The following is a 25,317-nucleotide window of genomic DNA, read 5'->3' on the forward strand; positions in this document are numbered from 1 at the left end:
TCACCTGCCGCGCCCTCGCTCGTTCGTAGACGTGTGTACCCCGTCACCCGTACGGCCGCCGCCCCCTCCGCCGAGGACGAAGCCCTCGCCGCCGAGCGCCGACACGCCGTCAGGACCGCCCTCGCCCGGCTGCCCGGACGCTGTCCGGAGCTGCTCACCGCCCTGGCCGAGTCACCCGAACTGACCTACCACCAACTGGCCGCCCGGCTCGGCATCCCCCGGGGCAGCATCGGCCCGACCCGCTCGCGCTGTCTCGCCTGCCTGCGGGCCCTGCTGCGCAGCCACCAGCCCTGATCGGCCGACCTGGCGGAGCCGGAGTGACGCTCACCACGAAGAGGTTGAGAGCAGGCAGCGCGGGGGTAGAGCGCTGGCTAACGTCCCCTTGACGATGGCCTGGGCGGCCGGATACTGAGCGTAAGCGCAGCTCCGGCCCCGGTGACCGCCGAGGGTACGTTGCTGCGTTGCTCCCGGTCAGGGCCGATCCCCGGCCGGGCACACCTTCGGCAGGGCAACCGGTGCGGACCCTCAGACGCGCACCGGTGACTAAGCGATGGGGAGGCCCCGCACATGGGCATGAGCGTGATCATCTCGGTGGCGAACGAGGAGGACGCGGAGCAGATCCTCAAGCTCCAGTACCTCGGCTACCAGAGCGAGGCCGAGCTGTACGGGGACTGGGCGATCGAGCCGCTGACCCAGACCCTGGAGAGCCTCCGGGACGAGTTGGCGGCCCGGCACGTGCTGGTCGCCCGGCTCGGCGACGAAGTGGTCGGCACCGTCCGGGGCCACGTCGAGGAGGACGGCACCGCGCGGATCGGCCGCCTGGTGGTCCACCCCCGGATGCAGCGCCACGGCCTCGGCGGCCGCCTGCTGGACGCCGTCGAGCGGCAGCTGCTCTCCGAGGCCGACGTGGCGTCGTTCGAGCTCTTCACCGGCCACCGCAGCCTCGGCAACCTCCGCCTCTACGCCCGCCACGGCTACCAGCAGTCCGCCGTCCGCGAGGTGAGCCGCCGCCTGAGCATCGTCACCCTGGCCAAGCCCGTCCACGTGCCGCTCGCAGCCACCGCCTGATCCGCCGCCCAGGGGCGTGCCGCGCCCCTGGGCAGGTAAGAACCCTTGCGGCGCCTGCATGGTGTCCGCATTCCGGACACTCGGTCCTGCTGATTGGGACCGTGTACGGACGTCTGCTTAACTTGCACTCATGACTGCGACGACGAGATGCACCCCCACCGGCACCACGCCGGCAGCCGGGCTCTGCATGTGCCGTTGTCGAATGTGTCACTGCTGAGGGCCCACCAGGCAGAGCCAGGCTCCCCTCCTCGCGCCCCGAAGCGAGCACTCGCGCCCACTCCGGCGCCATCCCCCACCCCGCGTCGTCCCTGACGACACGTAAGGGCCATGCCCACGCGCATCCCCGCCGCCCAGCGGCGACGATCAAGTGGTGGCAGGAGCCCGACCCCCCTTCACAGGCATGCCCGGCATGCCGCTGACCGCCTACCGGTGCGGCGGCACCGCGCCGTCCGCCCCCGACCATCGGAAGCAGCTGTGATCACCACCAAGGACCTGACGAAGGTCTACCGCTCCCGGGGCCGTGAGGTCACCGCCCTCGCCGGCGTCGACCTGCACGTCCGCGAGGGCGAGGTCTACGGCGTCGTCGGCACCAGCGGCGCCGGCAAGAGCACCCTCATCCGCTGCGTGAACATGCTGGAGCGCCCCAGCTCCGGCACCGTCACCGTGGACGGGGTCGAACTCAGCGCACTCCCGGGCCGCGAGCACCGCGCCGGACGCGAACTGCGCGAGGCCCGCCGCCGGATCGGCATGGTCTTCCAGCACTTCAACCTGCTCTCCTCCCGCACCGTCCAGGAGAACGTCGAACTGCCGCTGGAGATCACCGGCCTCGACCGCACCCAGCGCCGCCGCAAGGCCGCCGAACTGCTGGAGCTGGTCGGCCTCGCCGACAAGGCCCGCAGCTACCCGAGCCAGCTCTCCGGCGGCCAGAAGCAGCGCGTCGGCATCGCCCGCGCCCTCTCCGGCGACCCCAAGGTGCTGCTCTCCGACGAGGCGACCTCCGCCCTCGACCCCGAGACCACCCGGTCGATCCTCGCCCTGCTGCGCCGCCTCAACCAGCAGCTCGGCCTCACCGTGCTGCTGATCACCCATGAGATGGACGTCATCAAGACCGTCTGCGACTCCGCCGCCCTGATGCGCGGCGGCAAGGTCGTCGAGGCGGGCCGGCTGACCGACCTGCTCGCCACCGAGGGCTCGCTGCTCGCCCGCGAGCTCTTCCCGCTCGGCGAGTTCGGCCAGGGCCACCCCGGCAACACCGTCCTGGAGATCACCTTCCAGGGCGACAGCTCGGCCCAGCCGTTCGTCTCCCAGCTGGCCCGGACCTACCAGATCGACATCAACATCCTCGGCGCGGCCGTCGAGACCGTCTCCGGCCGGATGGTCGGCCGGATGCGGGTCGAACTGCCCGGCGCCCAGATGGACAACGTGGTGCCGATCGGCTTCCTGCGCGAGCAGGGCCTCCAGGTGGACGTACTGAACGCGGACGGAGCCCTCGCATGACCTGGGACGAGATGTGGGCGCTGATGCAGCCCGCCACGGTCGAGACCTTCCAGATGGTCGGCGTCGCGACCCTCGCCACCATCGTGCTCGGGCTGCCGCTCGGCCTGCTGCTGGTGCTCACCGACAAGGGCGGCGCACTCCAGAACGTCCCGGTGAACCGCGTCGTCGGCACCGTCGTCAACGTCGGCCGCTCGCTGCCGTTCGTGATCCTGATGGTCGCCCTCCAGACCTTCACCCGGAGCCTGGTCGGCACCACCATCGGCTGGCAGGCCGCCAGCGTGCCGCTCGCCATCGGCGCCATCCCGTTCTTCGCCCGGCTGGTCGAGACCGCCGTCCGCGAGGTCGACGGCGGCCTGCTGGAGGCCGTCCACGCGATGGGCGGCGGCACCTGGACGGCAGTCCGCAAGGTGCTGCTCCCCGAGTCGCTGCCCGCCCTGGTCTCCTCCGTCACCACCACCGTCATCGCCCTGATCGGCTTCTCCGCGATGGCCGGCACCGTCGGCGGCGGCGGCCTCGGCACCCTCGCCGTCAACTACGGCTACCAGCGCTTCGAGACCGGCTTCATGTGGGTCATCGTCGCCGAACTCGTCGTCATCGTGATGGTCATCCAGCTGATCGGCGACACCGCCGTCCGCCGCCTCACCGACCGGGGCCACTCCGGCGGCACCACCCGGCTGCTGCGCTCCCGCCGCGCCGCACCGGCCGCCGACGAGCAGCTCACCTCCACCCACTGACCACGCCGCCCGCCCGCACCCCGGCGGGCGGTGAGACCGGGGCCCCGAACCCGAGGCCCGTTCCACGCAGAAAGGCACTTTTCGTGCGTAACGCTCTGAAGTCCACCAGCGTCCTCCTCACCGCCGGTCTCGCCCTGACCCTCACGGCCTGCGGCAGCAGCGGCTCCTCGTCCTCGGGCTCTTCCGCCGACGCGCCGCTGACCGTCATCGCCAGCCCGACCCCGCACGCCCAGATCCTGGACTACGTCCAGAAGAACCTGGCCGACAAGGCGGGCCTCAAGCTCAACGTGAAGGTCGTCACCGACTACGTGACCCCCAACACGGCCGTCCAGGACGGCTCGGCGGACGCCAACTACTTCCAGCACGTCCCGTACCTGGAGGACTTCAACAAGAAGCACGGCACCGACATCGTCTCCGTCGAGACGGTGCACCTGGAGCCGCTGGGCCTCTACTCCAAGAAGGTCAAGAACGCCGGCGAGCTCGCCGCCGGCGCCACCGTGGGCATCCCCAACGACGCCACCAACGAGGGGCGGGCGCTCAAGCTGCTCGCCGACAACAACGTCATCACCCTCAAGTCCGGCGTCGGCACCGCCGCCACCCCGGCGGACGTCACCGGCAACCCGAAGAACCTGAAGTGGAAGGAGCTGGACGCCGCCCAGCTGCCCCGCTCGCTCGCCGACCTCGACGCCGCCGTCATCAACGGCAACTACGCGCTCGACTCCGGCCTCAAGCCCGCCACCGACGCGATCCTGCTGGAGAAGGCCGCGGGCAACCCGTACGCCAACATCCTCGCCGTCAAGAAGGGCAAGGAGAACGACCCGCGGGTGCAGAAGCTCGCCCAGCTGCTGCACTCCGCCGAGGTCAAGAACTACATCGACACCACCTTCAAGGGCTCGGTCGTCGCCGCGTTCTGACGGACCGTACAGCACTCCGACCGGGCCCCCGCCGCAGCACCGCGAGGGCCCGGTCAGGCAGTATGCACGAGGCGCGGCACGCGGGAGGGGCTTCCGAGGTGCCGCCGCCGGACCTGCCGGGCTCCCTTCGGATAGGCTGACGCGTCCGAGAACGGGTGGGGCCGTACGGTGTGTCCACGACCCGGCGAGGAGAGACGGCATGCCAGCGAGCTTCCCCGAGACCGCCATCAGCACCGAGAGGCTGCTGCTGCGCCCCCTTGAGGTCGACGACGCCTCCAGCCTGACCGCCATGATGGCCGACGAGCTGGTGCACACCTGGACGGCGATCCCGCAGCCCTTCACCGAGGCGCACGCCGTCGAATGGGCCCGCCTCCTCGCGCCCGCCCGCCGCATACAGGGGCGAGGAATCGTTTTCGCCGTCACCGAGCACCTCACCCAGCGCGTGGTCGGCGTCGTCGAGCTCCGCGGCACCGACTGGCGCCTGCTCTCCACCGAGGTCGTCTTCATCACCGCCCCCTGGGCCCGTGGCGAGGGCTACGCCCCCGAGGCCGTGCTCGGCGTCGCCCAGTGGCTCTTCGAGGACCGCGGCTTCCTCCGCCTGGAGATGCGGACGGCGGCGGGCAACACCGCCGGCCAGCAGGTCGCCCAGAAGGTCGGCTCGATCAGCGAGGGCGTGCTGCGCAGCGCCTGGATAGTCCGGGGAAGCGAGTGGGGCCAGGCCGGCGAGGAGAGCCGCAGCGACCTCATCCTCTGGAGCCTCCTCCCCGAGGACCTCGAATCCCCCCACGCCTTCTCCCACGGCGGGGAAGCCGCGCACACCTGGTGAAGCGTTGCCCCTGGGAGCGCACACCTGTGCGGCGCTGCGGCGCCTGCCGGGCTGCACCAGGTAGCCTCTGCACCTGACGTGTCGTGGGGTGCAGAGCCGAGGAGAGCAGCGGTAGATGGCTGACCGGATCACGGTCATCGGGTGGGACGGTACTCCGCTGACCGAGGCGGCCAGCTCCGCGCTGGCCGGTGCGACGCTGGTGGCGGGCGCGCCGTACCAGCTCGCCGCGCTGCCGGTCCCGGCAGGGGCCGAGCGGATCGCGCTGGGCAGCGTACAGCTGGCGGCCCGTCGGATCGCCGAGCACCGAGGGGCGGCCGTGGTGGTCGCCGAGGGCGACCCGGGGTTCTTCGGCGTCGTCCGGACGCTGCGGCGGCCCGAGTACGGGCTCGAACTGGAGGTGCTGCCCGCCGTCTCCTCGGTGGCTGCCGCCTTCGCCCGCGCGGGGATGCCCTGGGAGGACGCCCAGGTGGTCAGCACGCACGGCGGCAGGCTGCGCCGGGCGGCCAACGTCTGCCGGGCGTACTCGAAGGTGGCCGTCCTCACCAGTGCGGACGCGGGCCCCAGCGAGCTGGCCCTGATGCTGCGTGGGGTGCACCGGACCTTCGTGGTCTGCGAGGCACTCGGCACTCCGGACGAGGACGTCACCGTCCTGACCTCCGAGCGGGTGCCGGACCAGGTCTGGCGTGATCCCGCCGTCGTGCTGGTGATCGGCGGTGGCGGGCAGCCGCACGCGGTGGACGAGGCGGCCGGCTGGCTGGCCGGCCGCCCGGTGGTCTTCCCGGGGCCGGACCGTGGCTGGGCGCTGCCCGCCGAGGCGTACGCGGGCGCGGAGCGCGGCGTGCAGACGGCGGCCGGCGCCGGGCACGCGCTGCCCCCGCACGTCCGCGCGCTGGCGGTGGCCCGGCTCGGGCCCGTCCCCGGCGACCTGGTCTGGGTGGTGGGCGCGGGCACCGGCGCGCTGGCCGTCGAGACGGCGCGCTTCGGCGCGGCCGTCGTCGCCGTCGAGGCGGACCGCTCGGCCTGCGCGCAGATCGCGGTGAACGCCCGCCGGTACGGCGTCGAGATCGAGCCGGTGCACGGCGTCGGGCCCGAGGTGCTCGGCGGCCTGCCCGAACCTGACGCGGTGATGGTCGAATCCGGCGGCGCCGAGGTGGTGCGCGCCGTGCTGGCGCGCCGCCCCGAGCGGCTGGTCGCCGTGGCGCACACCCTCGCCGAGGCGGAGGCCGTCCGCGAGGCGATCGCCGGCGCGGGGTACCGGGTGGACGGCGCACTCCTCCAGTACGCGCCGCTCGACGCAGGCCGGGGCACCGTCGCCGGGCTCTCGATCGGGCCGGGGGAGCAGAGCCTCGTCCTCTGGGGCGAGCAGCCTTCCTGACCGGCGGGGCAGGGAGGTCGGGCCCGGCACGGTGATCCCCGTCGCATCCGGACACCGATTCGAGAGACCGTCGGTGCAGGCCGGTAGTGTGACGTCCTGGTGACGCCCGGCGGGCGGTGGGACGTGCCCGATCCGGTACGTTTACCACCTTTTTGACGTGGTGCTACCCCAGTCGGTACGGAGTGCGCGCATTCGACGCGGCGCAGGTCGGCCCGGAAGAATGCAGCAGGCGTCCGGCGCGGTCGTGCCGGTTGCGTCGGGCGGTCGTTGTCTCTGATGGTGCGCCACCCCGAGTGGGTGCACCGACCGGGGGAGCGCGCGGCGGACGCCAGCAGGCGGAAGCGGTAGGTGGACGGGCGGGCCGGAGCTGGTCCGCCCCGAGCGGAGTGGGCGCTGCGGTCGGTGATCGCGTCGCCAAGGGCGCGTGAAGCGGCCTGGAAGGAGCTTTGACATGACCGATGGCGGCCACGTCCCCAGCGAGGGACTGCCGGAGCACCTGCTCGGCACCGAGATGCCCGTCCGGCCGGACGGCGCTGCCGTACCCGGGGCCCAGACGGCGCCGGTACCTCCGATGCCCACGGTGAGCCCCGTCACGCCGGTGCCCCCGGTGGTCTTCGTCGCTCCGACGATGCCCGGGGCGGAGCACGGCGTGCCCGTCGCCCAGCACCTGGCTGCCCAGCAGGTCATGCCCCAGCACGGCACGTCCCAGCACGGCACTTCCCAGCAGGTCACCTCCCAGCAGGTCACGTCTCAGCACCCGGCGGCCGAGGGCTGGCCCGCCGAGCCGCGCCAGGCCTTCACCTTCCTCGACCAGCCCGACCAGCTGGAGGACGAGGACGACGTGCTGCTCATGCCCGGCCCGCAGGGCTCCTGGGGCGAGCCGCTCGCCCCGCTCGACACCGCTCTCGCGGTCGAGCCGATCGACACCATGACGCTGCGTACGATCGAGGAGCCGGTGGCACCCGCCGCCGATGCCGTTCCCGGTACGCCCGTCGAGCCTTCCTGGCCGCCGCTGGCCCCGCCCGCGGTGGCCGAGCCGGCCGCGCAGGCACCGCCGGTCGAGCCGCTGCCGGTGGAGCCCCTGCCGGTCGAGCCGCAGGCCGCCGCCCCGGCCCCCGCCGCCGCCGCCGTGACGGCGCCTCAGCAGCAGCGCCGCCCGCTGCACGCGGGCCCGCCCATCCCGGACCCGTCGCTGATGACCGGTCAGGTCCCCGTCCGCTCGCTCGCCGACCGTGGCCCGTCCGGCGCGGCCGAGCCCGTCGCCGTGCGCCCGCTGGGCAGCACCCCCGCGCACGGCGTGCCGGTCGTCCAGGTGCCCCGGACGCCGGTGGCCGAGCCGCAGATCGAACAGCAGATGGTGGGACAGCAGGTCGTGGAACAGCAGATCGTGGAGCCGCAGGCCGTGCAGCAGCAGAGCACCGAGCAGCCGGTCATGGAGCCGGTGCCCGTACCCGTACCGGCGGCGGCCGACGCCCCCGTCGTGGCGGCGCCGTTCGAGGCCGCCCCGCCGGTCGCCGAGCACCCTGCCGAGCACATCGCCGAGCCCGTTGCCGCCGCACCGGTCGAGCAGATCGCGCAGACCGAGCCGGTCACCCCGGTCGCGCCGGTCGTCGTCGAGGCCGCGCCCGTCGCGGTCGAGCAGGCGCCGGCCGAGCAGCCCACCGCCGTACCGGCCGAGGCCGAGCCCGCGCTCGCCGCCGTCGCGGTGGCCGTCGACACGGCCGAGCCGGTCGCCATCCCCGCACAGGCCCAGCACCGCCGCAGCAGCACCTCGGCCTTCCTTGCCGCCCCGGCCCCGCACGACCTCGCGGTCGCCGAGGCTCCCGCGACCCCGGTCGTCGAGGCCCCCGTCGCTCCCGAGCCCGCGACCGAGCCGGAGCCCGTCGCCGTGGTCGAGGCCCAGCCCGAAGCACTGCCCGAGGCCCAGCCCGAAGCCCAGCCCGAAGCCCTGGCCGAGCCCGTCGCCGTCCCCGTCGCAGAGGAGGCCACCGTGGTCGAGGTCCAGCCCGCCGTCGAGGCCACCACCGAGGCAGCCCCCGCGCCGGAGGCCGAGGACGCGCCCGTCCTGGACCACCCCGGCACCGCCGCCCCCGGCTACGACGAGGCCGGCCGCGACGCCGTCCACCAGGTGATCCGCGAGCGCCGCGACATCCGCAACGGCTTCCGCCCGGACGCGATCCCGCACGAGGTGCTGATCCGCGTCCTGGAGGCGGCCCACACCGCGCCCAGCGTCGGCTACTCCCAGCCCTGGGACTTCGTGGTCATCCGCTCCGCCAAGACCCGCCGCCGGATGCACGAGCTGGCGGAGCGCCAGCGCGACGCGTACGCCGAGTCGCTGCCCAAGGGCCGGGCGAAGCAGTTCAAGGAAATCAAGATCGAGGCGATCCTCGAGACCCCGGTCAACATCGTGGTCACCGCCGACCGCACCCGGGGCGGCCGCCACACCCTGGGCCGCCACACCCAGCCGCAGATGGCTCCGTACTCGGCAGCGCTGGCCGTCGAGAACCTCTGGCTGGCCGCCCGCGCCGAGGGCCTGGGCGTCGGCTGGGTGAGCTTCTTCGACGAGGAGGAGATGGTCCGCGAGCTCGGTCTGCCCGACCACCTGGACGTCGTCGCCTACCTCTGCGTCGGGTACGTCGACGCCTTCCCGGACGAGCCCGAGCTCCAGCAGCAGGGCTGGGCGAAGAAGCGCCCGCTCTCCTGGGTAGTCCACGAGGAGCAGTACGGCAACCGCGCGCTGCCCGGCGAGGAGCCGCACGACCTGCTCAGCGAGACGCTGCGCACCATCCGCCCGCTCGACGCCAAGGCGCTCGGCGACGCCTGGGACCGCCAGAAGCGGATGACCAAGCCCGCCGGTTCGCTCGGCATGCTGGAGATCATCGCGGCGCAGCTCAGCGGCCTCAGCCGCAAGTGCCCGCCGCCGATCCCGGAGCCGGGCTGCGTGGCGATCTTCGCCGGCGACCACGGCGTGCACGCCCAGGGCGTCACCCCGTGGCCGCAGGAGGTCACCGCGCAGATGGTGGCGAACTTCCTGGCCGGGGGAGCGGTGGTCAACTCCTTCGCCGCCCAGGTCGGCGCCGAGGTCTGCGTGGTCGACGTCGGTGTCGCCTCCGAGCTGCCGGACGCCATCCAGCAGGGCCGCACCACCGGCCTGCTGCCCCGCAAGGTCAAGCCGGGCACCGACGACATGACGCAGGGCCCGGCGATGAGCCGGGAGGAGGCGCTCAAGGCGATCGAGGTCGGCATCGAGACCGCCCGTGACCTGGTCGCGGCGGGCAACAAGATCCTGATCACCGGCGACATGGGCATCGCCAACACGACCGCCTCCGCCGCGCTGGTCTCCGTCTTCGCCGGCGCCGACCCGGCCGAGGTGACCGGGCGCGGCACGGGCATCGACGACGAGACGCACGCCCGCAAGGTCGAGGTCGTCCGCCGCGCGCTCGCCCTGCACCAGCCCGACCCCTCCGACCCGATCGGCGTACTCGCCGCCGTGGGCGGCCTGGAGCACGCCGCGATCGCCGGGTTCCTGCTCGGCGCGGCCTCGCTCCGCACCCCGGTCATCCTGGACGGCGTCATCGCCGGCTCGGCAGCCCTGGCCGCCAAGGCGATCGCGCCCGAGGTGCTGGCCGCCTGCATCGCCGGGCACCGCTCGGCCGAGCCCGGCCACCAGATCGCGCTCGCCAAGATCGGCCTTCGCCCGCTGATCGACCTCGACCTGCGGCTCGGCGAGGGTACGGGCGCGCTGCTCGCGCTCCCGCTGGTGCAGAGTGCCGCCCGCGCGATGCACGATGTAGCCACCTTCGACTCCGCCGGGGTCACCGAGAAGGCCTGACCCGCCGACCACGTCTCCCGGCTCCATCCCCGTATCGGGGGCCCCGGGCCTGTCGGGCCGTCCGCGCACCACGCCGCGAACGGCCCGACAGGCCCGGGGCACACCGGAGCCGGGGGAGCGCCCGCTCTCTCCAAGACTCCCCGTTCCGAACCAGGAGCCCTGCCGATGACCGCGCCCCACCCCCACCCCAGCACCGAGGGTCTGACCCCGTACCCCGTCGGGATACTGCTGGCCGGCCGACGCGTCGTGGTGGTCGGCGGTGGCCAGGTCGCCCAGCGCAGGCTGCCCGCGCTGATCGCCTCCGGCGCCGACCTCCACCTGATATCGCCCGAGACGACCCCGGCCGTCCAGGCCATGGCCGACGCGGGCGAGCTCACCTGGCACCGCCGCGGCTACGCTGCCGGCGACCTCGCGGACACCTGGTACGTACTGGTCGCCACCGACGACCCGGCCGTCAACACCCAGGTCAGCTCCGAGGCCGAGAGCCTGCGGGTGTTCTGCTCCCGCAGCGACGACGCCTCCGCCGCCACCGCCTGGACACCGGCCAGCGGCCGCGACGGCGGCGCCACCGTCGCCGTCCTCACCGGCGACCCCCGGCACTCCGCCGCCCTGCGCAACGCCATCGTGGACGGCCTGCGCGACGGCAGCCTCTCCGCCCGCCAGTACCGCGAGCGGACCCCGGGCGTCGCCCTGGTCGGCGGCGGCCCCGGCGACCCCGACCTGATCACCGTGCGCGGCCGCCGCCTGCTCGCCGACGCGGACGTCGTCGTCGCCGACCGGCTCGCCCCGCGCGAGCTGCTCGCCGAGCTCCCGCCGCACGTCGAGGTGATCGACGCCTCCAAGATCCCGTACGGCCGCTTCATGGCCCAGGAGGCGATCAACCAGACGTTGATCGACCACGCCAAGGCCGGCAAGTTCGTCGTCCGCCTCAAGGGCGGCGACCCGTACGTCTTCGGCCGGGGCGGCGAGGAGCTGCTCGCCTGCGTCGAGGCCGGGCTGCCCGTCACCGTCGTCCCGGGCATCTCCAGCTCGATCAGCGTGCCCGCCGCCGTCGGCATCCCCGTCACCCACCGGGGCATGACGCACGAGTTCACCGTCATCTCCGGCCACGTCGGCCCCGGCGACGACCGCTCGCTGGTCAACTGGGCCGCCGCCGCACAGATGACCGGCACCCTCGTCCTGCTGATGGCCGTCGACAAGATCGGCTCGATCGCCGCCGAGCTCATCGCGAACGGCCGCCCCGCGACCACCCCGGTCGCGGTCGTCCAGGAGGGCACCACCGCCGCCCAGCGGCGCGTCGACGCCACCCTCGCCACCGTCGGCGAGGTGGTCACGGCCGAACAGATCAAGCCCCCGGCCGTCATCGTGATCGGCGACGTGGTCAACGTCCTCGCCCACTGACGCCCACAGGCTCCGCCGGCCAGGTCGGCGGAGCCTGGTGTCATAAAGTGGCCCGGTGTCAGAACCACGTACCGTCACCGACCCCGCCGACCCCCGCCTCGCCGACTACACCGGCCTGACCGACGTCGAGCTGCGCCGCCGCCGCGAACCCGCCGAGGGCCTCTTCATCGCAGAGGGCGAGAAGGTCATCCGCCGCGCCGTCGCCGCGGGCTACCGGATGCGGTCGATGCTGCTCACCCCGAAGTGGCTGGACGTCATGGCGGACGTCATCGAGGGCGCCGACGCCCCCGTGCACGTCGTCGAGCCCGGCCTCGCGGAGGCCGTCACCGGCTACCACGTGCATCGCGGCGCGCTCGCCTCGATGGAGCGCAAGCCGCTCGCCACGGCCGCCGAGGTACTCGCCGGGGTCCGCCGCGTCGCGGTGTTCGAGGACATCGTCGACCATGCCAACATGGGGGCCGCCTTCAGGAACGCCGCCGCCCTCGGTGTCGGCGCCGTCCTCCTCACCCCGCGCTGTGCGGACCCGCTCTACCGGCGGTCCGTGAAGGTCTCGATGGGAGCTGTCTTCCAGGTGCCGTGGACTCGCCTGGAGTCCTGGCCGGGGGGCATCGAGAGCCTGCACTCCGCGGGCTTCAGGACCGCGGCCCTCTGTCTGAGCGACCGGGCGATCACCCTCGACGAACTCGCGGCCCGGGGTGACGAGAAGCTGGCCCTGGTCTTCGGCACGGAAGGCGACGGCCTCGCCGCCGAGACCCTCGCCGCGGTCGACGACCACGTGCGCATCCCGATGGACGCCGGCGTCGACTCCCTCAACGTGGCCGCCGCCTCGGCGGTGGCCTTCTACGCGACCCGCCCACGGGCTGCCTGAACCCTGGCTGCCTGAGCGGGCCGCTCGTCCGGTGCGACTCCCAGGAGTCCGAGGAAGGCCAGCGCTGCGGGCGAGGGGGTCGGACCGTAGGGGGTGGCGGCGTAGACCCGGCGCACGGGGATGTCGTCGGGGTGCAGCGAGACGAGCGTGATGTCGGACCGGACGGCGTCGGCGGCGAGGGAGGGGATGAGGGTGATGCCGAGCCCGGCGGCGACGCAGCCCTGCTTGGCGATCCAGTCGCGGGCGACGAAGCCGATCCTCGGGCGGAAGCCGGTCCGCAGGCAGGAGCTGATCAGGGTGTCCTCGGGGCGGGAGCTGCCCGCGATCCACTCCTCCTGCGCCAAGTCCGCGAGCGTGACCTGCCGCCGGCCGGCGAGCGGGTGCCCCGGTGGAAGGGCGACCATCATGAAGTCGTCGCAGAGCTTGTGCAGTTCGACCCCGAGCAGCGGCTGGTCGTAGGTCGTGCTGATGACGGCCACATCGGCCTCACCGGCCGTCAGTTTGGTGACGAGCTGCGGGGTGAGGCCCTCTTCGAGGGTGACGGCGATCGAGGGGTGCGTGGCCCGGAAGGCCGCTATGGCCTTGGGCACGAGCGCGGCTGCCGCGGTGGCGAAGGTGCCGACGCGGAGCCGGCCGGTGACCAGGTTGCGGAGGTCGGCCAGGTCGCCGCGGGCTGCTTCGAGGCGTTCGAGCACGGCCTGCGCGTGGCCCAACAGGCACCGGCCCGGCTCGGTGAGGCGGACACCGCGCGGGAGGCGGTCGAAGAGCGCGGCGCCGGCCTCGGCCTCCAGGGCGGAGACCTGGCGTGAGATCGCCGACTGCGTGTAGCCCAGGGCCCGGCCCGCTTCGGTGAAGGACCCGAGCCTGGCGACCTCGGCGAAGACGCGCAGCAGAGTGGTGGAGAAATCATGCGATTCCGGCATGCCGACCATGCTAGACATTCGCTGGTGGCATGGCGGCCCGATGCCTACCGTGGAGCCCATGGAGAAGAAGATCGCGTTTCTCGGGTTGGGGTCCATGGGTGCGCCGATGGCCGCGCGCCTTCTCGCCGCCGGCTACCCGCTGACGGTGTGGAACAGGACGGCCGCGCGGGCGGAGCAGCTGGCGGCGGCCGGGGCGACGGTGGCGGCGACGCCCGCCGAGGCCGTCCGGGAGGCGGACGTCGTCATCACGATGCTCGCCGACCCGGCTGCCGTACGGGAGGTGGTGGGCGCTTTCGCGCCCGCGCTGCAGCCCGGTGTGACGCTGATCGAGGCGTCCTCGATCGGTCCGCAGGGTGTCGCCGAGGTCGCGGCGATGCTGCCCGAGGGCGTGGCCCTGGTCGACTCGCCCGTGATGGGCAGCGTGGACCGCGCGGCGTCCGGCGAGCTGGTGCTGCTGGTCGGGGGCGATTCGAGTGCGGTGCAAGACGTGCTGGCGGTGCTCGGCACGGCGACGCACTGCGGCGCGACGGGCACCGGGTCGGCGCTCAAGGTGGTGCTGATCGGTGCGGTGATCGCGGGTGTCGCGGTGGTCGGGGAGGCGATGGCGCTCGCCGACTCCTTCGGCCTGCCCGAGGAGTTGGTGACGCGGGCGATGGCCCAGGGCCCGCTCGCCGGGGTGGCGGGGCGGGCCTTCGCCCGGGGGGCGTACTTCCCGGTGCGGCTGGCGGCCAAGGACGTGGCCCTGGCGACGGCCGCCGCCGACCTGCCGCTGGCGCGGGTGGTGCACGGGCGGCTGACGGCCTTCCCCGAGGCCGCGGACGAGGACCTCGGGCAGCTCGTCAAGCACCTGCGGGCCGGACGGAGCTGACGGGTCGTACGTCTTCGCCGCGGCCGTCCCTACCGGCTGAGCCCGGCCTGGCCGAAGGTACCGGGCACCGGCAGGGTGGCCCAGCGGCCGATCGGCCAGGCCACGGTGAAGGCGCGGCCGACCACGTTGCCCACGGGGACGAAGCCGCCGCCGGGCTGGTTCACGTGGGCGCGGGAGTCCCAGGAGTCGTCGCGGTGGTCACCCATCACCCACAGGCTCCCCTTGGGCACGGTGACCGTCCCGACCGGGAGGTTGTCGCACGGGGTGGCGCCCGGGTAGATATACGGCTCGTCCAGCGGCACGCCGTTGACCTTCACCGGGCTGCCCACCCGGCACTCGACGGTGTCGCCGCCGACCGCGATCACCCGCTTGATCAGGTCCTTCTCGCCCGCCGAAGGCATCAGGCCGACCAGGCTCAGCACGCTCTGCACGGCGTTGGGCTTCTGCGGCCGCTCGTCCAGCCAGCCGCCCGGGTCGCGGAAGACCACGACCTCGCCGCGCTGGGGCTGGGCCCCGAACCAGGGCGTGAACTTGTCGACCAGGACGCGGTCTCCCTTCTGCAGGGTGTTCTGCATCGACGCCGAGGGGATCGAGAACGCCTGCACCGCGAAGGTCTTGATCCCCAGCGAGAGCACCAGCGCCATGCTCACCAGCACCAGCAGCTCGGCCCACCAAGGGCGCTTCGCCCCGGCCCAGGCCATCACCTTGGAACGCACGACCTACCCCCCGTGATTCTCGGGACCAGGGCCCGACGCGGGCGCAGTCCTCAGCCGTGAGTGTAGGAAGACGAAGGTTCGCGAGGCGTAAGGACGGTCGGTCTCAGGACGCCTCAGCCGCTGGGCAGCGCCGCGCCCGGCCAGGACTCGTCCAGGGTGCCGTCACCGCGCACCGTGTACCGGGTGGAGGCCCCGGTGCCGGTCTGGGCGGCCCGTTCGTCGCGGATCAGGGCGCCGCCCTCCAGCCGCCAGGAGGCGGTGGCCGCGGCATCAGCCGCCGAGGCCCGGGAGGCGAGCAGCACGGGCGTGTCCCCGCTGAAGCCGAACAGCTCGACCAGGTCCACCGGTACGGCGCCCTCGGCGCGCCGCAGCACCACCAGCGCGGCGGGCGCGTCCCGGTAGCGGGCGGGCAGCACGGTGCTCAGCGCGATCTGGGCGCCCTCGGCGGTGGAGCGGCCGTCCCGGAGCCGGATGGCGGGGCCCCCGGCCGGGTCGGAGTAGCTGCGGTTGGGCCAGTCGACCACCGGCGAGGGGCCGGTGGCGGGGCCGAGCGCCGGGTCGCCGGTGCCGTGCGCGACGGCGGCGAACGGCGGGGCGGGCGACTGCGCGCCGTCCGCCGACAGCCCGGCGGGCGGCGCGGCCACCGAGGGAGAGGTGGACGGGCCGGGGCCGGCGGCAGGCCCTGCCGGCTGCGGTTCTCGCAGCCCTGGGCGGCCGCGATGGCCAGCGCGACCCCGACGGTGACGGTGACGAAGACGACCGCGCGCTGCCGCAGCAGGCGCCGCCGGGCACCCGTCGCCCGCCCGACCGGCGGGCGGCCGGGCGCGGGTGTGTGCTGACGCTCCCGCACGGTGCCCGGCTGGGCGCCATCGGGGCGGGGCATCGGGGCCGTGACGGGCTGCCCGTGCGGGCGCCGGGCGGGCATCGGCGGCGGCACCGGCCGCACCGCGGGCGCGACGGGGGCCGAGGCGCGCCCGCGCGAGCCGCCCAGCGCCGCGCCCCGGGCGGCCAGCTCGCTGAGCCGCTCGTGCAGGGCCGCCGCGCCGGGCCGCTCGCCGGGCTCCTTGGCCAGGCAGGCCCGCACCAGCGGAGCCAGCGGCGGCGGCACGGCGGAGAGGTCGGGCTCCTCGTGCACCACCCGGTAGAGCATCACCTCCGAGGACGCCCCGGAGCCGAACGGCGAGTCGCCGGTGAGCGCGTACGAGAGCGTGGCGCCGAAGGCGAAGACGTCGGTGGCCGGCAGCACGGCGGCGCCGCGCACCTGCTCGGGGGCGAGGAAGCCGGGGGAGCCGACGGCGGTGCCGACGTGCGTGAGGGTGCTGGCGCCGCGCGACCAGGCGATGCCGAAGTCGATGATCCGGGGGCCCTTGGGGGAGAGCAGGATGTTGGAGGGCTTCAGATCCCGGTGCACCACCCCGGCCTCGTGCACCTTGACCAGGCCGTCCGCGAGCGCGGCGCCGATCCGGGCGGCCTCGGCCCACGGCAGCGGGCCCTCGTCCCCGACCCGCTTGTACAGCGAGGGGCCGGGCACGTAGGCGGTGGCGAGCCAGGGCCGGTCCGCCTCGATGTCGGAGCCGACGACGCGCGCGGTGCAGCCGCCCCGGATCTTCGAGGCGGCGGCGATCTCCCGGGCGAAGCGGGTACGGAACTCCGCGTCCTCGGCCAGCTCGGCCCGGATCAGCTTGAGCGCGACGCGCTGCCCCCGGCGGTCCGACCCGAGGTAGACCACGCCCATCCCACCGGCGCCGAGTCGCCGGTGCAGCCGGTACGGGCCGACGATGCGGGGGTCCTCACGCCTCAGCCGCATCATCGCCATGTCCGCTTCCCGTCACTCTGTGGCCCGTCGTCCTGGGGTTGAGACCCCGTCGGTTGGGGCATCGTCAGAATCCTGCTCCGGCACAGCTTACGGACTGCGTGCTGCGGTGTGCTGATACGCAACACCCGCCGAGCCGGTCGGATTGTCGGATGCACCGAAACAACACCTCGCCGTCACTTCCACGACACCGCTGACCAGGCACGGAGCAGCCCCTCAGGGGTGCTCTCAGGGTTCAGTGGGGGATCTGCGCGAGCCTCTCTCCGCCTGGGGTAGTAGACCCGGGGCCCCGGCGTCATCCCAGCGGAGGCCGAGGGACCGTACGCGGGCATGACGACCGCTGCCGGCCCGGCCCGTAGCGTTGATCCCGGCGGTGAGAGACCGGCTCGTTCCACGGGTCCGTGCTCGCCGCTCCCAGACGGCAGCAAGGCAGTAGCAGGAACGGGCGGGAGAAGACCATGGCCACGCAGCTCACCGGAGCAGTCCGACGCGGTCGGCAGACGGGTCACAGGCACCCCGCCGTCGCGTTCGCGATCGCGCTGCCCTGCGCCGCCCTCCTGGTGATGCTGTTCGGCTGGGAGCAACTGGCGGCCCAGATACGCGCGGTCGCCGATCTGATCGGGCGCTGACCCTTGGGGAAGGGAAGGCGTCGGCCGAGGGCCCTCGCACACCGGCTGGACTGACGCGGACGGGCGTCGGCGGTGAGCGCGGCAGTGCCTCGGCAGACAGCAGGTGCCGGGTGCGGCGAAGCCGGTGAGGGCTTCCGCACCCGGTGCCTGCGTACCCGCAGCAGGAGCGGAGGGCCACAACGCAGAAGGCCGCAGTCCTGATCGGACCACGGCCTTCCACCAACTCTGGTGCGCGATACTGGGATTGAACCAGTGACCCCTACCGTGTCAAGGTAGTGCTCTCCCGCTGAGCTAATCGCGCCTCACCAAGGCCCCCACGAGGAGAACCAAGTGCGCGATACTGGGATTGAACCAGTGACCCCTACCGTGTCAAGGTAGTGCTCTCCCGCTGAGCTAATCGCGCCTGCACACGTCACCGAAGTGACGGTCATGCCAAGACCCCTGACGGGGCCGGGTGTGCGCGATACTGGGATTGAACCAGTGACCCCTACCGTGTCAAGGTAGTGCTCTCCCGCTGAGCTAATCGCGCCTGCACACGTCACCGAAGTGACGGTCATGCCAAGACCCCCGAGGGGGCCGGGTGTGCGCGATACTGGGATTGAACCAGTGACCCCTACCGTGTCAAGGTAGTGCTCTCCCGCTGAGCTAATCGCGCGGGGAGGGCCCCTGGCGAACCAGGGGCACCTCTTGGAGGTGGAGACGGGATTTGAACCCGTGTACACGGCTTTGCAGGCCGTTGCCTCGCCTCTCGGCCACTCCACCAGGCAACTGCGAAGAACGATCTTACCCTGTTCTCCGTCGAGCGGACGACGAGATTCGAACTCGCGACCCTCACCTTGGCAAGGTGATGCTCTACCAACTGAGCCACGTCCGCCTGTCTCCCGGTCACTTCACCGCTTTCCTGCGGCTCCGTTCCCCGGCGACGTGTTGAACTCTAGCGGATTCCGGGACCAGCTCAAATTCCGTTCCCGCAGCGTGGCGCCACAGCACCCGCCGAGACCCTCCCGGGAGGGGAGCCGGAGCACCCCGCCGCGCCTCGCACTCGTCGCCCGGCACCCCCTCCGACCTACACTTCAGCCACCGCAGTCATCCCCCGCCCGCGCGCCCACAACCGCGCGGAGCAGCACCGAATCCGCGCAGGAGTCCCGTGTCCGGCCGCAGCACCACCCTCGCCCCCACCGCACCGATGGCCCGCTTCGGCGGCCGCCTGGCGACGGGGCTCCGCGAGGTGACGTCGGACGCGGCCGCTCTCGACTCGTCCGGCTTCTGGGCCGTCGCCCACGACTTCGAGGGCCGTCTCACCTGCGCCCGCTTCGACGACGTCCGCCCCGACCCGGCCCCGCCGCGCACCGAGGGCTGGCTCGGCCCGAGCCCCGACGGCTGGCACACCTCCCTCGACCGGGCCGCCTACACCGCGGGCGTACGCCGCATCCGCGAGCACATCGCGGCCGGCGAGGTCTACCAGGCCAACCTCTGCCGGGTGCTGTCCGCACCGCTGCCCGACCCGGCCCGCAGCGACATCGACGCCCTCACCGGGCTGCTCGCCCACGGCAACCCCGCCCCCTACGCCGGGACGATCCGACTCCCCGACCACGGCATCGAGATCGCCACCGCCTCCCCCGAGCTCTACCTGCGCCGCTCCGGCCGCACCGTCTCCTCCGGCCCGATCAAGGGCACCGGCCGCACCGAGCACGACCTGCTGGAGAAGGACCACGCCGAGAACGTGATGATCGTCGACCTCGTCCGCAACGACCTCGGCCGCGTCTGCGCCACCGGCACCGTCACCGTGCCCGACCTCTGCGTGGTCGAGAAGCACCCCGGCCTGGTGCACCTCGTCTCCACCGTCGAAGGCACCCTGCGCGACGGCGCCGGCTGGCCCGAGCTCCTCACCGCGACCTTCCCGCCCGGCTCCGTCACCGGCGCGCCGAAGGCCAGCGCCCTGCGGATCATCGAAGCCCTGGAGACCGCCCCCCGAGGCCCCTACTGCGGAGCCGTCGGCTGGGTCGACGCCGACCGGGGCGAGGCCGAACTCGCCGTCGGCATCAGGACGTTCTGGATCGACCGGAGCGGCCCGCAGCCCGAACTCCGGTTCGGCACCGGCGCCGGCATCACCTGGGGCTCCGACCCTGAGCGGGAGTGGCAGGAGACAGAACTCAAAGCCTCCCGCCTGGTCGCGATAGCGTCGGGCACCACCCTCACCTGACTGCCCCCACCTGACCGCCCCCACCGAGGAGAACGTTCCATGATCTGGGTCAACGGCTCGCTGGTCGACGACACGGCAGCCGCCGTCTCCGTGCTCGACCACGGCCTCACCACCGGCGACGGAGTCTTCGAGACGGTGAAGGCCGTGGACGGCAGCGTCTTCGCCCTCACCCGCCACCTCGACCGCCTCACCCGCTCCGCCCGCGGTCTCGGCCTCGCCGACCCGGACCACGACCAGGTCCGCACGGCCGTCACCCAGGTCCTGCACGCCAACCCGATGCCCCTCGGCCGGCTGCGCATCACCTACACCGGTGGCGTCTCCCCGCTCGGCTCCGAACGCAGCGGTGCCCCCACCACCCTGGTCGTCGCGCTCGGCACCGCCAACCCGCGCCCGGACACCACCGCCGTCCGCACCGTCCCCTGGCGGCGCAACGAGCACAGCGCGGTGGCCGGCCTGAAGACCACCTCCTACGCCGAGAACGTCGTCGCGCTCGCCGCCGCCCACCAGGCCGGCGCCTCCGAGGCGCTGCTCGCCAACACCGCCGGGCAGCTCTGCGAGGGCACCGGCTCCAACGTCTTCGTCGTCCTCGACGGCCGACTGCTCACCCCGCCGCTGCACTCCGGCTGCCTCGCCGGCATCACCCGCCAGCTCGTCATCGACTGGACGGGCGCGGAGGAGGCCGACCTCCCGTTCGACGTCCTGACGCACGCCGACGAGATCTTCCTCACCTCCACCCTCCGCGACGTCCAGGCCGTCTCCCGGGTCGACGACCGCGAACTCCCCGCCCCCGGCCCGGTCACCCTCAAGGCGATGGCCCAGTTCGCCGAGCGCAGCGCGATGACCCTGGAGCCCTGACGCCGATTCACCCAGCACGCTGATTCACCCAGCGCGCCGATTCACCCCGCCGCAGGTGGGAAAGGAGCCTGAGTGACCACCACCCTGCGCCCCGAACACCCCGAAGAGTCCGCCCCCGGCGGCGCCCGCACCCGACGCTGGCAGATCTGCGTCAACGGCCGCCCCGTCGGCGGCCTGCGCACCACCGCACTCCCACGCGGACGGGAGTGGTGGGGCGAGATCACCGAGCTGGAGGTCACCGAGGGCCGCCGCCGGGGCCGGGCCACCGTCGGCGTGCTCGCGGCGGAGGAGGTGCTGCGCGGCTGGGGCTGCACCCGCGTCGACGTCAACGTCCCCGCCGGGTCGGTCGCCGCGCTGCGCCTCGCCGAGGTGCTCGGCTACACCGAGCGGATGCGGAACATGGGCAAGCACCTCGCCGGCCCCCCGCCGCTGCCCCCGGGTCTGACGGCCCGTCCGATCGGCCACGACGACTACGACACGTGGCTGGCCGCCGCCCGCAAGGCCTACCTGGCCGACCTGCGCGCCTCCGGCCTCACCGACGAGCAGGCCCGCGCCAAGTCCGACGCCGACCACGCCCAGGTCCTCCAACAGGGCCCGGACACGCCCGGCAACGCCCTACGGACGCTCCTGGACGCCGACGGCACCCCCGTCGGCACCCTCTGGCTGGCCGTCCACGAGGACCCGCTGCTGATCGCCGTCCGGAACGCCTGGGTGATGACCGTCGAGGTCGACCCCACCCGCCGCGGCGAAGGACACGGCCGCGCCCTCCTGCTGCTCGCCGAACGCGAGTCGCTGGCGGCCGGCGTCGCCGAACTCGGCCTGAACGTCTTCAGCGGCAACACCGTCGCCATCGCGCTCTACACCTCGCTCGGGTACGCCGTCACCAACCGCATCCTCGGCAAGCCCCTCTGACGCCGACGCCCAACGCCGACGCCCAACGCCGACGCCCAACGCCGACGCCCAACGCCGACGCTCAGCGTCGGTCGAGCAGCTCGACGATCCGCTCCCGCAGCCCGTCCTGGCTCTTGCCACCGTCCAGCCGCTGCCCGCCGACGACGTACGTGGGCGTGCCGGTGACACCGATGGCCTGGCCCTCCGCCTGGTCGGCGTCGACCACGAGCATGTGCCGCCCGTCGATCAGCGCGGTCTCGACCTCTTCGGCGTCCAGCCCCAGCTCGGCGGCCAGCGCGATCAGCGCCTTCTGCCCGTCCCGCGCGAGCACCTCGACCCGGTCGAGCAGCGCCTCGGCGTACTCCCAGCCCCGGCCCTGCGCGAAGGCCTCCTCGGTGGCCTCGGCGGCGGCGTAGGCGTGCTTGTGCTTCTCCAGCGGGAAGTGCCGCAGCTGGATGTCGAGCGCGTCGCCGTAGCGCTCACGCAGGGCCCGTACGTCGTCCAGGGCGGTACGGCAGTCCGGGCACTCGAGGTCGCACCAGAACTCGACACGGGGGAGAGGGGTCTCGGTCATGCGGCCCAGTCTTCCACCCTCGGGCTCGTCAGCCCGCCGGTACGGGCTCGACCGCTGCCCCGGCCACCGGCTCGACCGCCGAGCGCCGGCGCGCTCGATAGGCGGCCACGTGCAGCCGGTTGCCGCAGGTCCGGCTGTCGCAGTAGCGGCGCGAGCGGTTGCGGGAGAGGTCGACGAAGACCCGGTCACAGCTGGGCGCCTCGCAGCGGCGCAGCCGCTCCCGCTCGCCCGCCATCACGATGAAGGCCATCGCCATGCCCAGCTCGGCCGCCAGGTGGTCGCCGAGTGCGGCGTGCGGGGCGAAGTAGTGGATGTGCCAGTCGTGCTGGTCGTGGTTGGTCAGCCGGGGCGTGGTGCCCGCGGCGGCCACCACCGAGTTGACCAACTCTGCGGCCCGCCGGGTGGTGTCCGCCGAGAAGACGGCCCGGAGCTGGCTGCGGAGCGCGTGCACGGCGTCGAGGTCGGCGGCGGTGAGCGAATCGATCTCGCTGATCTCCTGCCGCACGACGAAGGCACCCAGCGCGTCCAGGTCGGAGAGCTGTTCGCTGCCGCACGCCTCGGGCGAGGTGTTGAGCAGCTCGACCAGAATGCTCAGGGCGCACTCGGTGTCATGGGTGATCAGCACGTGAGGGCTCCTCGCGCGGCGGGGGCGCGGCCCCCGGATCTGTCATCACCGGTGACTCTACCGGGACCGGACGCCGAATCTCCGGCCCGATGGCGCCCCCGGACACGACGAAGGCGCCCGACACCGTGCCCGGCCGCCCTGGGGAGGGTGGGCCGGGCGCCGTGTCGGGCGCCTTCACGCAGCTGCCGTGAGTCGTCGGGCCGAGGGCTTCGTAAGGAAGCCGCCGGGGCAGCTCCGGGGCCGCTTGGCGGGCGGCTGGGAGTGCGACCGTGCCCCCGAGTAGGACGGACGCGGTGGAGAGTGGGAAAGCCCCAGCGCCGGCGCGGTCAGCTTTCGGCGAGGATGTGGGACAGCTCCCTGTCGAGGTCGAAGTGACGGTGTTCGGTGCCTGGTGGCACGGCGGCGTCGGTGCGCTTGAGGAATGACTCCAGCGCCCGTGCCGGGGCCTCCAGCAGGGCTTCTCCTTCCGGAGAACTCAGGGCGATGCAGACCACCCCCTGACCGTGGCTGCGCGAGGGCCACACCCGGACGTCGCCGGTACCGGTGGGTCGGTGCAGCCCCTCCGCGAGGAGGTCGCGGGCGAACACCCACTCCACGGTCTCGTCGGCACCGGTGTGGAACGTCGCGTGCACGGCATAGGGGTCGGCAGTGTCGTAGCGCAGGCCCGCGGGGACGGGCAGTGACGACTCGCTGGACACGATGAGGCGCAGGTGCAGCTCGCAGCTGACCGTGGTGTTCATAAGCGCCAGGGCCTTTCGCTCAGTGTGCGCTCGGGGAATCGCACGTCGGCGAACGGACCATCCCACCTGAAAGCCCGGTGTAAACCCGTCTGTCCCGATTCGGATGCGAGTCGTACCCCTTCCGGCGCATTGCGGAATCAGTTCGGCGGCCTCACGGCCCTTACCCCGCGCGGCAACTCGGGCGCTTTCCCCGCATGACTGTACGAAGCGACAATCCTGGGCCGCCCGGAGCCCGGCGGCGGCCGCGACGGGAGGGTCGTGACGGGAGGGGACGGAGCGCTCACTGTCAGCACCCGCCCGGTGACCGGACGGGCCGGACGGGCTCGTGGGAGACCGGGCGGGAGGCCGGGCGGAAGGCCGGGCAGCAGGTCGGGGGAGAGGCTGGGCGGGGGTGCCCGGGGCTCGGCCGACCGGGTGTCCGGAGCACCCTTCGGGATGCGGTAATGTTTTCCCTGCACCCGGGCGATTAGCTCAGCGGGAGAGCACTTCGTTCACACCGAAGGGGTCACTGGTTCGATCCCAGTATCGCCCACCGGAATGCAATGTCGGGCCCCGGCCAATTATGGCCGGGGCCCGATGTCTTTATCGGCATCCGTATCGGCCTTCGGTATCGGCCGTCAGGTCGATCCCGATGTGCGCCCGGCATAGTTGACCGGCAATCACCTGCCGCGCCCCGTAACGGATCTGGCGCCGGGGAGGCCCACGCCGCCGGGAACGAAGTTGCGGACCACCCGCCAAGTGGTGCTAATCTTCTTCTCGTTGCACCGGGGCGATTAGCTCAGCGGGAGAGCACTTCGTTCACACCGAAGGGGTCACTGGTTCGATCCCAGTATCGCCCACCCTGGAGCAACAGCTAGGCCCTGACCGATAGTTCGGTCAGGGCCTAGCTGCGTCTCAGGCTGCCGCCTCGCAGTGGTGCGCCGCCGACAGTCGTCGGCCGCAGCCGCAACGGGCCGGGCGCAGCGGCCAGCTGAAGTCCACCTGCTCCGGAGTGCCCGAGCGGTCGAACCAGTTCTGCAGGCCCCGGGCCTGCGCCGCGTGCCAGACGGCCTGTCGCAGCTGGAGCTCGGCGGGGGTGAGCCGGCCCAGCCGGTCGGGGTGCCGGGCGCCCAGGGTGCGGGTCAGCTCCATCGCGGCCACCGCGTCCGCCGTGGCGTCGTGCGCACCGGTCAGCTCCACGCCGTAGTGCGCGCAGAGGTCGGTGAGGGTGCGACGGCCCTTGCGGTAGCGGTCCACGTGCTTGTCCAGCACCCGGGGGTCCAGCACCAGCAGCTCAGCGCCGTCCAGCAGGTCGGCGAGCGCCTGCTCCCGGTGCCGACGCAGCTCGCGGTCGAGCAGCGTCAGGTCGTACGGCGCGTTCATCACCACCAGGGGCACCCCCGCGCGAGCCTGCTCGGCCAGTGCGCGGGCGATCTCGGCGACGACGGTGCGCGGCGGCCTGCCGTGTGCGCGCACGTACGCGTCGCTGATCCCGTGCACCGCGCGGGCGCTGTCGGGTATCGGCACGCCCGGGTCGGCCAGCCAGGTCATCGCCACCGGCTCGGCGCCGGGCGCGGGCTGGAGGACGAGCGAGGCCGAGACGATCCGGTCGTGCTCGACGTCCACACCGGTGGTCTCGGTGTCGAAGGACGCGAGCGGAGCCTGCGGCCAGGGCCGCAGCAGCGGCCGGGGCGGGGGCTCGGGCTCGGTGGACGACGGGGAGAACGGCTGGGATTCCGGAGTGACTGCCATGACCGCCCCTCAGCTGCCGCAGTGCGGTGCGCGGCGCACCACCGAGGACCAGCGGTGTGCCGCGCACGCGGCTCTTCCGCCTGTCTGATACCGCAGTTGACGCCCCCTCAATCCCGCTGTGGCGGGCCCCGCGCCGCGATGTCGCGCATTGTGACCGTACGGTTACCGGAGCCCGGTGCGGCGGGGCCGGAGCAGGTGCACGGTCGGGGCGCCGCTCTCGGTACCATCGTCAAC

The 25,317-nt window shown here is 73.2% G+C and carries 22 protein-coding genes, 8 tRNA genes and 1 pseudogene; 17 read left to right on the forward strand and 14 right to left on the reverse strand.

The features are described from left to right. Nucleotides 1–33: 33 nt before the first annotated feature. From ACR68M_RS29625 to ACR68M_RS29670, 10 genes are all read left to right on the forward strand, one after another. Nucleotides 34–294: an RNA polymerase sigma factor gene (locus tag ACR68M_RS29625; protein WP_441247221.1), complete on the forward strand. Its 261-nt coding sequence runs from the start codon at nucleotides 34–36 to the stop codon at nucleotides 292–294. Between the two features lie 273 nt (nucleotides 295–567). Then, nucleotides 568–1,068 carry a GNAT family N-acetyltransferase gene (locus ACR68M_RS29630; protein WP_441247222.1) on the forward strand — a complete coding sequence of 167 codons (501 nt, stop codon included), beginning with the start codon at nucleotides 568–570 and terminating at the stop codon, nucleotides 1,066–1,068. Between the two features lie 474 nt (nucleotides 1,069–1,542). After that, complete coding sequence (locus ACR68M_RS29635) at nucleotides 1,543–2,565, forward strand: methionine ABC transporter ATP-binding protein (protein WP_441247223.1); 1,023 nt, start codon at nucleotides 1,543–1,545, stop codon at nucleotides 2,563–2,565. Beyond that, complete coding sequence (locus tag ACR68M_RS29640; RefSeq protein ID WP_441247224.1) at nucleotides 2,562–3,299, forward strand: methionine ABC transporter permease; 738 nt, start codon at nucleotides 2,562–2,564, stop codon at nucleotides 3,297–3,299. The genes ACR68M_RS29635 and ACR68M_RS29640 overlap by 4 nt, the downstream gene beginning before the upstream one ends. An 83-nt stretch (nucleotides 3,300–3,382) precedes the next feature. Further along, nucleotides 3,383–4,213 carry a MetQ/NlpA family ABC transporter substrate-binding protein gene (locus ACR68M_RS29645; RefSeq protein WP_441247225.1) on the forward strand — a complete coding sequence of 277 codons (831 nt, stop codon included), beginning with the start codon at nucleotides 3,383–3,385 and terminating at the stop codon, nucleotides 4,211–4,213. Between the two features lie 199 nt (nucleotides 4,214–4,412). Continuing rightward, nucleotides 4,413–5,039 carry a GNAT family N-acetyltransferase gene (locus tag ACR68M_RS29650; protein WP_441247226.1) on the forward strand — a complete coding sequence of 209 codons (627 nt, stop codon included), beginning with the start codon at nucleotides 4,413–4,415 and terminating at the stop codon, nucleotides 5,037–5,039. Nucleotides 5,040–5,154: 115 nt separating this feature from the next. Continuing rightward, nucleotides 5,155–6,414 carry a precorrin-6y C5,15-methyltransferase (decarboxylating) subunit CbiE gene (cbiE, locus tag ACR68M_RS29655; protein ID WP_441247227.1) on the forward strand — a complete coding sequence of 420 codons (1,260 nt, stop codon included), beginning with the start codon at nucleotides 5,155–5,157 and terminating at the stop codon, nucleotides 6,412–6,414. Between the two features lie 451 nt (nucleotides 6,415–6,865). Further along, nucleotides 6,866–10,246 carry a nicotinate-nucleotide--dimethylbenzimidazole phosphoribosyltransferase gene (gene cobT, locus ACR68M_RS29660; protein WP_441247228.1) on the forward strand — a complete coding sequence of 1,127 codons (3,381 nt, stop codon included), beginning with the start codon at nucleotides 6,866–6,868 and terminating at the stop codon, nucleotides 10,244–10,246. 165 nt (nucleotides 10,247–10,411) lie between these two features. Next, entirely contained in the window at nucleotides 10,412–11,647 is a 1,236-nt protein-coding gene (cobA, locus tag ACR68M_RS29665) for a uroporphyrinogen-III C-methyltransferase (RefSeq protein WP_441247229.1), read from the forward strand. A 55-nt stretch (nucleotides 11,648–11,702) separates the two neighbouring features. Continuing rightward, nucleotides 11,703–12,515 carry a TrmH family RNA methyltransferase gene (locus ACR68M_RS29670; RefSeq protein WP_441247230.1) on the forward strand — a complete coding sequence of 271 codons (813 nt, stop codon included), beginning with the start codon at nucleotides 11,703–11,705 and terminating at the stop codon, nucleotides 12,513–12,515. Here ACR68M_RS29670 and ACR68M_RS29675 read toward each other — a convergent pair. Then, nucleotides 12,488–13,438, reverse strand: a complete 951-nt coding sequence (locus ACR68M_RS29675; RefSeq protein WP_441247231.1) for a LysR family transcriptional regulator — start codon at nucleotides 13,436–13,438, stop codon at nucleotides 12,488–12,490. The genes ACR68M_RS29670 and ACR68M_RS29675 overlap by 28 nt on opposite strands. A gap of 58 nt (nucleotides 13,439–13,496) precedes the next feature. Between ACR68M_RS29675 and ACR68M_RS29680 the strand changes: the two genes are divergently transcribed. Next, nucleotides 13,497–14,306: an NAD(P)-dependent oxidoreductase gene (locus ACR68M_RS29680; protein ID WP_441247232.1), complete on the forward strand. Its 810-nt coding sequence runs from the start codon at nucleotides 13,497–13,499 to the stop codon at nucleotides 14,304–14,306. Nucleotides 14,307–14,335: 29 nt separating this feature from the next. Here ACR68M_RS29680 and lepB read toward each other — a convergent pair whose 3' ends face one another. From lepB to ACR68M_RS29695, 3 genes and pseudogenes are all read right to left on the reverse strand, one after another. Then, nucleotides 14,336–15,022, reverse strand: a complete 687-nt coding sequence (gene lepB / locus ACR68M_RS29685; protein ID WP_441247233.1) for a signal peptidase I — start codon at nucleotides 15,020–15,022, stop codon at nucleotides 14,336–14,338. Nucleotides 15,023–15,135: 113 nt separating this feature from the next. After that, nucleotides 15,136–15,546, reverse strand: coding sequence for a hypothetical protein (locus ACR68M_RS29690; RefSeq protein ID WP_441247234.1), 411 nt, complete (start codon nucleotides 15,544–15,546; stop codon nucleotides 15,136–15,138). A 173-nt stretch (nucleotides 15,547–15,719) separates the two neighbouring features. Then, nucleotides 15,720–16,838 (reverse strand): annotated as a pseudogene (locus ACR68M_RS29695) (serine/threonine-protein kinase); the annotation flags it as partial. A 455-nt stretch (nucleotides 16,839–17,293) separates the two neighbouring features. Here ACR68M_RS29695 and ACR68M_RS29700 point away from each other — a divergent pair. Beyond that, nucleotides 17,294–17,464, forward strand: coding sequence for a hypothetical protein (locus ACR68M_RS29700; RefSeq protein WP_441247235.1), 171 nt, complete (start codon nucleotides 17,294–17,296; stop codon nucleotides 17,462–17,464). Between the two features lie 226 nt (nucleotides 17,465–17,690). Here ACR68M_RS29700 and ACR68M_RS29705 read toward each other — a convergent pair. The 6 genes from ACR68M_RS29705 to ACR68M_RS29730 all read right to left on the reverse strand — a co-directional run bounded on the left by ACR68M_RS29705 (nucleotide 17,691) and on the right by ACR68M_RS29730 (nucleotide 18,338). Then, nucleotides 17,691–17,765: transfer RNA gene (locus tag ACR68M_RS29705), tRNA-Val, on the reverse strand. 30 nt (nucleotides 17,766–17,795) lie between these two features. Beyond that, nucleotides 17,796–17,867, reverse strand: a tRNA-Val gene (locus ACR68M_RS29710). Nucleotides 17,868–17,921: 54 nt separating this feature from the next. Further along, nucleotides 17,922–17,993: transfer RNA gene (locus ACR68M_RS29715), tRNA-Val, on the reverse strand. A gap of 54 nt (nucleotides 17,994–18,047) precedes the next feature. Beyond that, nucleotides 18,048–18,119, reverse strand: a tRNA-Val gene (locus ACR68M_RS29720). Between the two features lie 33 nt (nucleotides 18,120–18,152). Continuing rightward, a tRNA-Cys gene (locus ACR68M_RS29725) sits at nucleotides 18,153–18,226 on the reverse strand. Between the two features lie 39 nt (nucleotides 18,227–18,265). Further along, nucleotides 18,266–18,338: transfer RNA gene (locus ACR68M_RS29730), tRNA-Gly, on the reverse strand. A gap of 312 nt (nucleotides 18,339–18,650) precedes the next feature. Between ACR68M_RS29730 and ACR68M_RS29735 the strand changes: the two genes are divergently transcribed. From ACR68M_RS29735 to ACR68M_RS29745, 3 genes are all read left to right on the forward strand, one after another. Then, nucleotides 18,651–19,667, forward strand: coding sequence for a chorismate-binding protein (locus ACR68M_RS29735; RefSeq protein ID WP_441251749.1), 1,017 nt, complete (start codon nucleotides 18,651–18,653; stop codon nucleotides 19,665–19,667). 39 nt (nucleotides 19,668–19,706) lie between these two features. After that, nucleotides 19,707–20,522 carry an aminotransferase class IV gene (locus tag ACR68M_RS29740; RefSeq protein ID WP_441247236.1) on the forward strand — a complete coding sequence of 272 codons (816 nt, stop codon included), beginning with the start codon at nucleotides 19,707–19,709 and terminating at the stop codon, nucleotides 20,520–20,522. Nucleotides 20,523–20,594: 72 nt separating this feature from the next. After that, nucleotides 20,595–21,434 carry a GNAT family N-acetyltransferase gene (locus ACR68M_RS29745; RefSeq protein ID WP_441247237.1) on the forward strand — a complete coding sequence of 280 codons (840 nt, stop codon included), beginning with the start codon at nucleotides 20,595–20,597 and terminating at the stop codon, nucleotides 21,432–21,434. A gap of 61 nt (nucleotides 21,435–21,495) precedes the next feature. Here ACR68M_RS29745 and ACR68M_RS29750 read toward each other — a convergent pair whose 3' ends face one another. The 3 genes from ACR68M_RS29750 to ACR68M_RS29760 all read right to left on the reverse strand — a co-directional run bounded on the left by ACR68M_RS29750 (nucleotide 21,496) and on the right by ACR68M_RS29760 (nucleotide 23,352). Next, nucleotides 21,496–21,987: a DsbA family protein gene (locus tag ACR68M_RS29750; protein ID WP_441247238.1), complete on the reverse strand. Its 492-nt coding sequence runs from the start codon at nucleotides 21,985–21,987 to the stop codon at nucleotides 21,496–21,498. 28 nt (nucleotides 21,988–22,015) lie between these two features. Next, nucleotides 22,016–22,612, reverse strand: coding sequence for a CGNR zinc finger domain-containing protein (locus ACR68M_RS29755; RefSeq protein ID WP_441247239.1), 597 nt, complete (start codon nucleotides 22,610–22,612; stop codon nucleotides 22,016–22,018). A gap of 326 nt (nucleotides 22,613–22,938) precedes the next feature. Then, nucleotides 22,939–23,352 carry an SsgA family sporulation/cell division regulator gene (locus ACR68M_RS29760; RefSeq protein WP_030056266.1) on the reverse strand — a complete coding sequence of 138 codons (414 nt, stop codon included), beginning with the start codon at nucleotides 23,350–23,352 and terminating at the stop codon, nucleotides 22,939–22,941. A gap of 460 nt (nucleotides 23,353–23,812) precedes the next feature. On the opposite strand from ACR68M_RS29760, the gene ACR68M_RS29765 reads away from it, so the two are divergent. Together ACR68M_RS29765 and ACR68M_RS29770 are read left to right on the forward strand one after the other, a co-directional pair. Next, a tRNA-Val gene (locus tag ACR68M_RS29765) sits at nucleotides 23,813–23,884 on the forward strand. Nucleotides 23,885–24,119: 235 nt separating this feature from the next. Then, a tRNA-Val gene (locus tag ACR68M_RS29770) sits at nucleotides 24,120–24,191 on the forward strand. A gap of 55 nt (nucleotides 24,192–24,246) precedes the next feature. Here the strand turns inward: ACR68M_RS29770 and ACR68M_RS29775 are convergent. Beyond that, nucleotides 24,247–25,011, reverse strand: a complete 765-nt coding sequence (locus ACR68M_RS29775) for a 3'-5' exonuclease (RefSeq protein WP_441251750.1) — start codon at nucleotides 25,009–25,011, stop codon at nucleotides 24,247–24,249. Between the last annotated feature and the right edge of the window lie 306 nt (nucleotides 25,012–25,317).

The organism is Kitasatospora sp. McL0602, assembly GCF_052076145.1.
Taxonomy (GTDB): domain Bacteria; phylum Actinomycetota; class Actinomycetes; order Streptomycetales; family Streptomycetaceae; genus Kitasatospora.

Coding starts and splice junctions, on each gene's coding strand:
- ACR68M_RS29760 (WP_030056266.1), bottom strand. CDS start 23,352: ATGAACACCACGGTCAGCTGCGAGCTGCACCTGCGCCTCATCGTGTCC.
- ACR68M_RS29675 (WP_441247231.1), bottom strand. CDS start 13,438: ATGCCGGAATCGCATGATTTCTCCACCACTCTGCTGCGCGTCTTCGCC.
- ACR68M_RS29740 (WP_441247236.1), top strand. CDS start 19,707: ATGATCTGGGTCAACGGCTCGCTGGTCGACGACACGGCAGCCGCCGTC.
- ACR68M_RS29650 (WP_441247226.1), top strand. CDS start 4,413: ATGCCAGCGAGCTTCCCCGAGACCGCCATCAGCACCGAGAGGCTGCTG.
- ACR68M_RS29700 (WP_441247235.1), top strand. CDS start 17,294: ATGGCCACGCAGCTCACCGGAGCAGTCCGACGCGGTCGGCAGACGGGT.
- ACR68M_RS29735 (WP_441251749.1), top strand. CDS start 18,651: ATGGCCCGCTTCGGCGGCCGCCTGGCGACGGGGCTCCGCGAGGTGACG.
- cobA (WP_441247229.1), top strand. CDS start 10,412: ATGACCGCGCCCCACCCCCACCCCAGCACCGAGGGTCTGACCCCGTAC.
- ACR68M_RS29680 (WP_441247232.1), top strand. CDS start 13,497: ATGGAGAAGAAGATCGCGTTTCTCGGGTTGGGGTCCATGGGTGCGCCG.
- cbiE (WP_441247227.1), top strand. CDS start 5,155: ATGGCTGACCGGATCACGGTCATCGGGTGGGACGGTACTCCGCTGACC.
- ACR68M_RS29640 (WP_441247224.1), top strand. CDS start 2,562: ATGACCTGGGACGAGATGTGGGCGCTGATGCAGCCCGCCACGGTCGAG.
- ACR68M_RS29750 (WP_441247238.1), bottom strand. CDS start 21,987: ATGACCGAGACCCCTCTCCCCCGTGTCGAGTTCTGGTGCGACCTCGAG.
- cobT (WP_441247228.1), top strand. CDS start 6,866: ATGACCGATGGCGGCCACGTCCCCAGCGAGGGACTGCCGGAGCACCTG.
- ACR68M_RS29630 (WP_441247222.1), top strand. CDS start 568: ATGGGCATGAGCGTGATCATCTCGGTGGCGAACGAGGAGGACGCGGAG.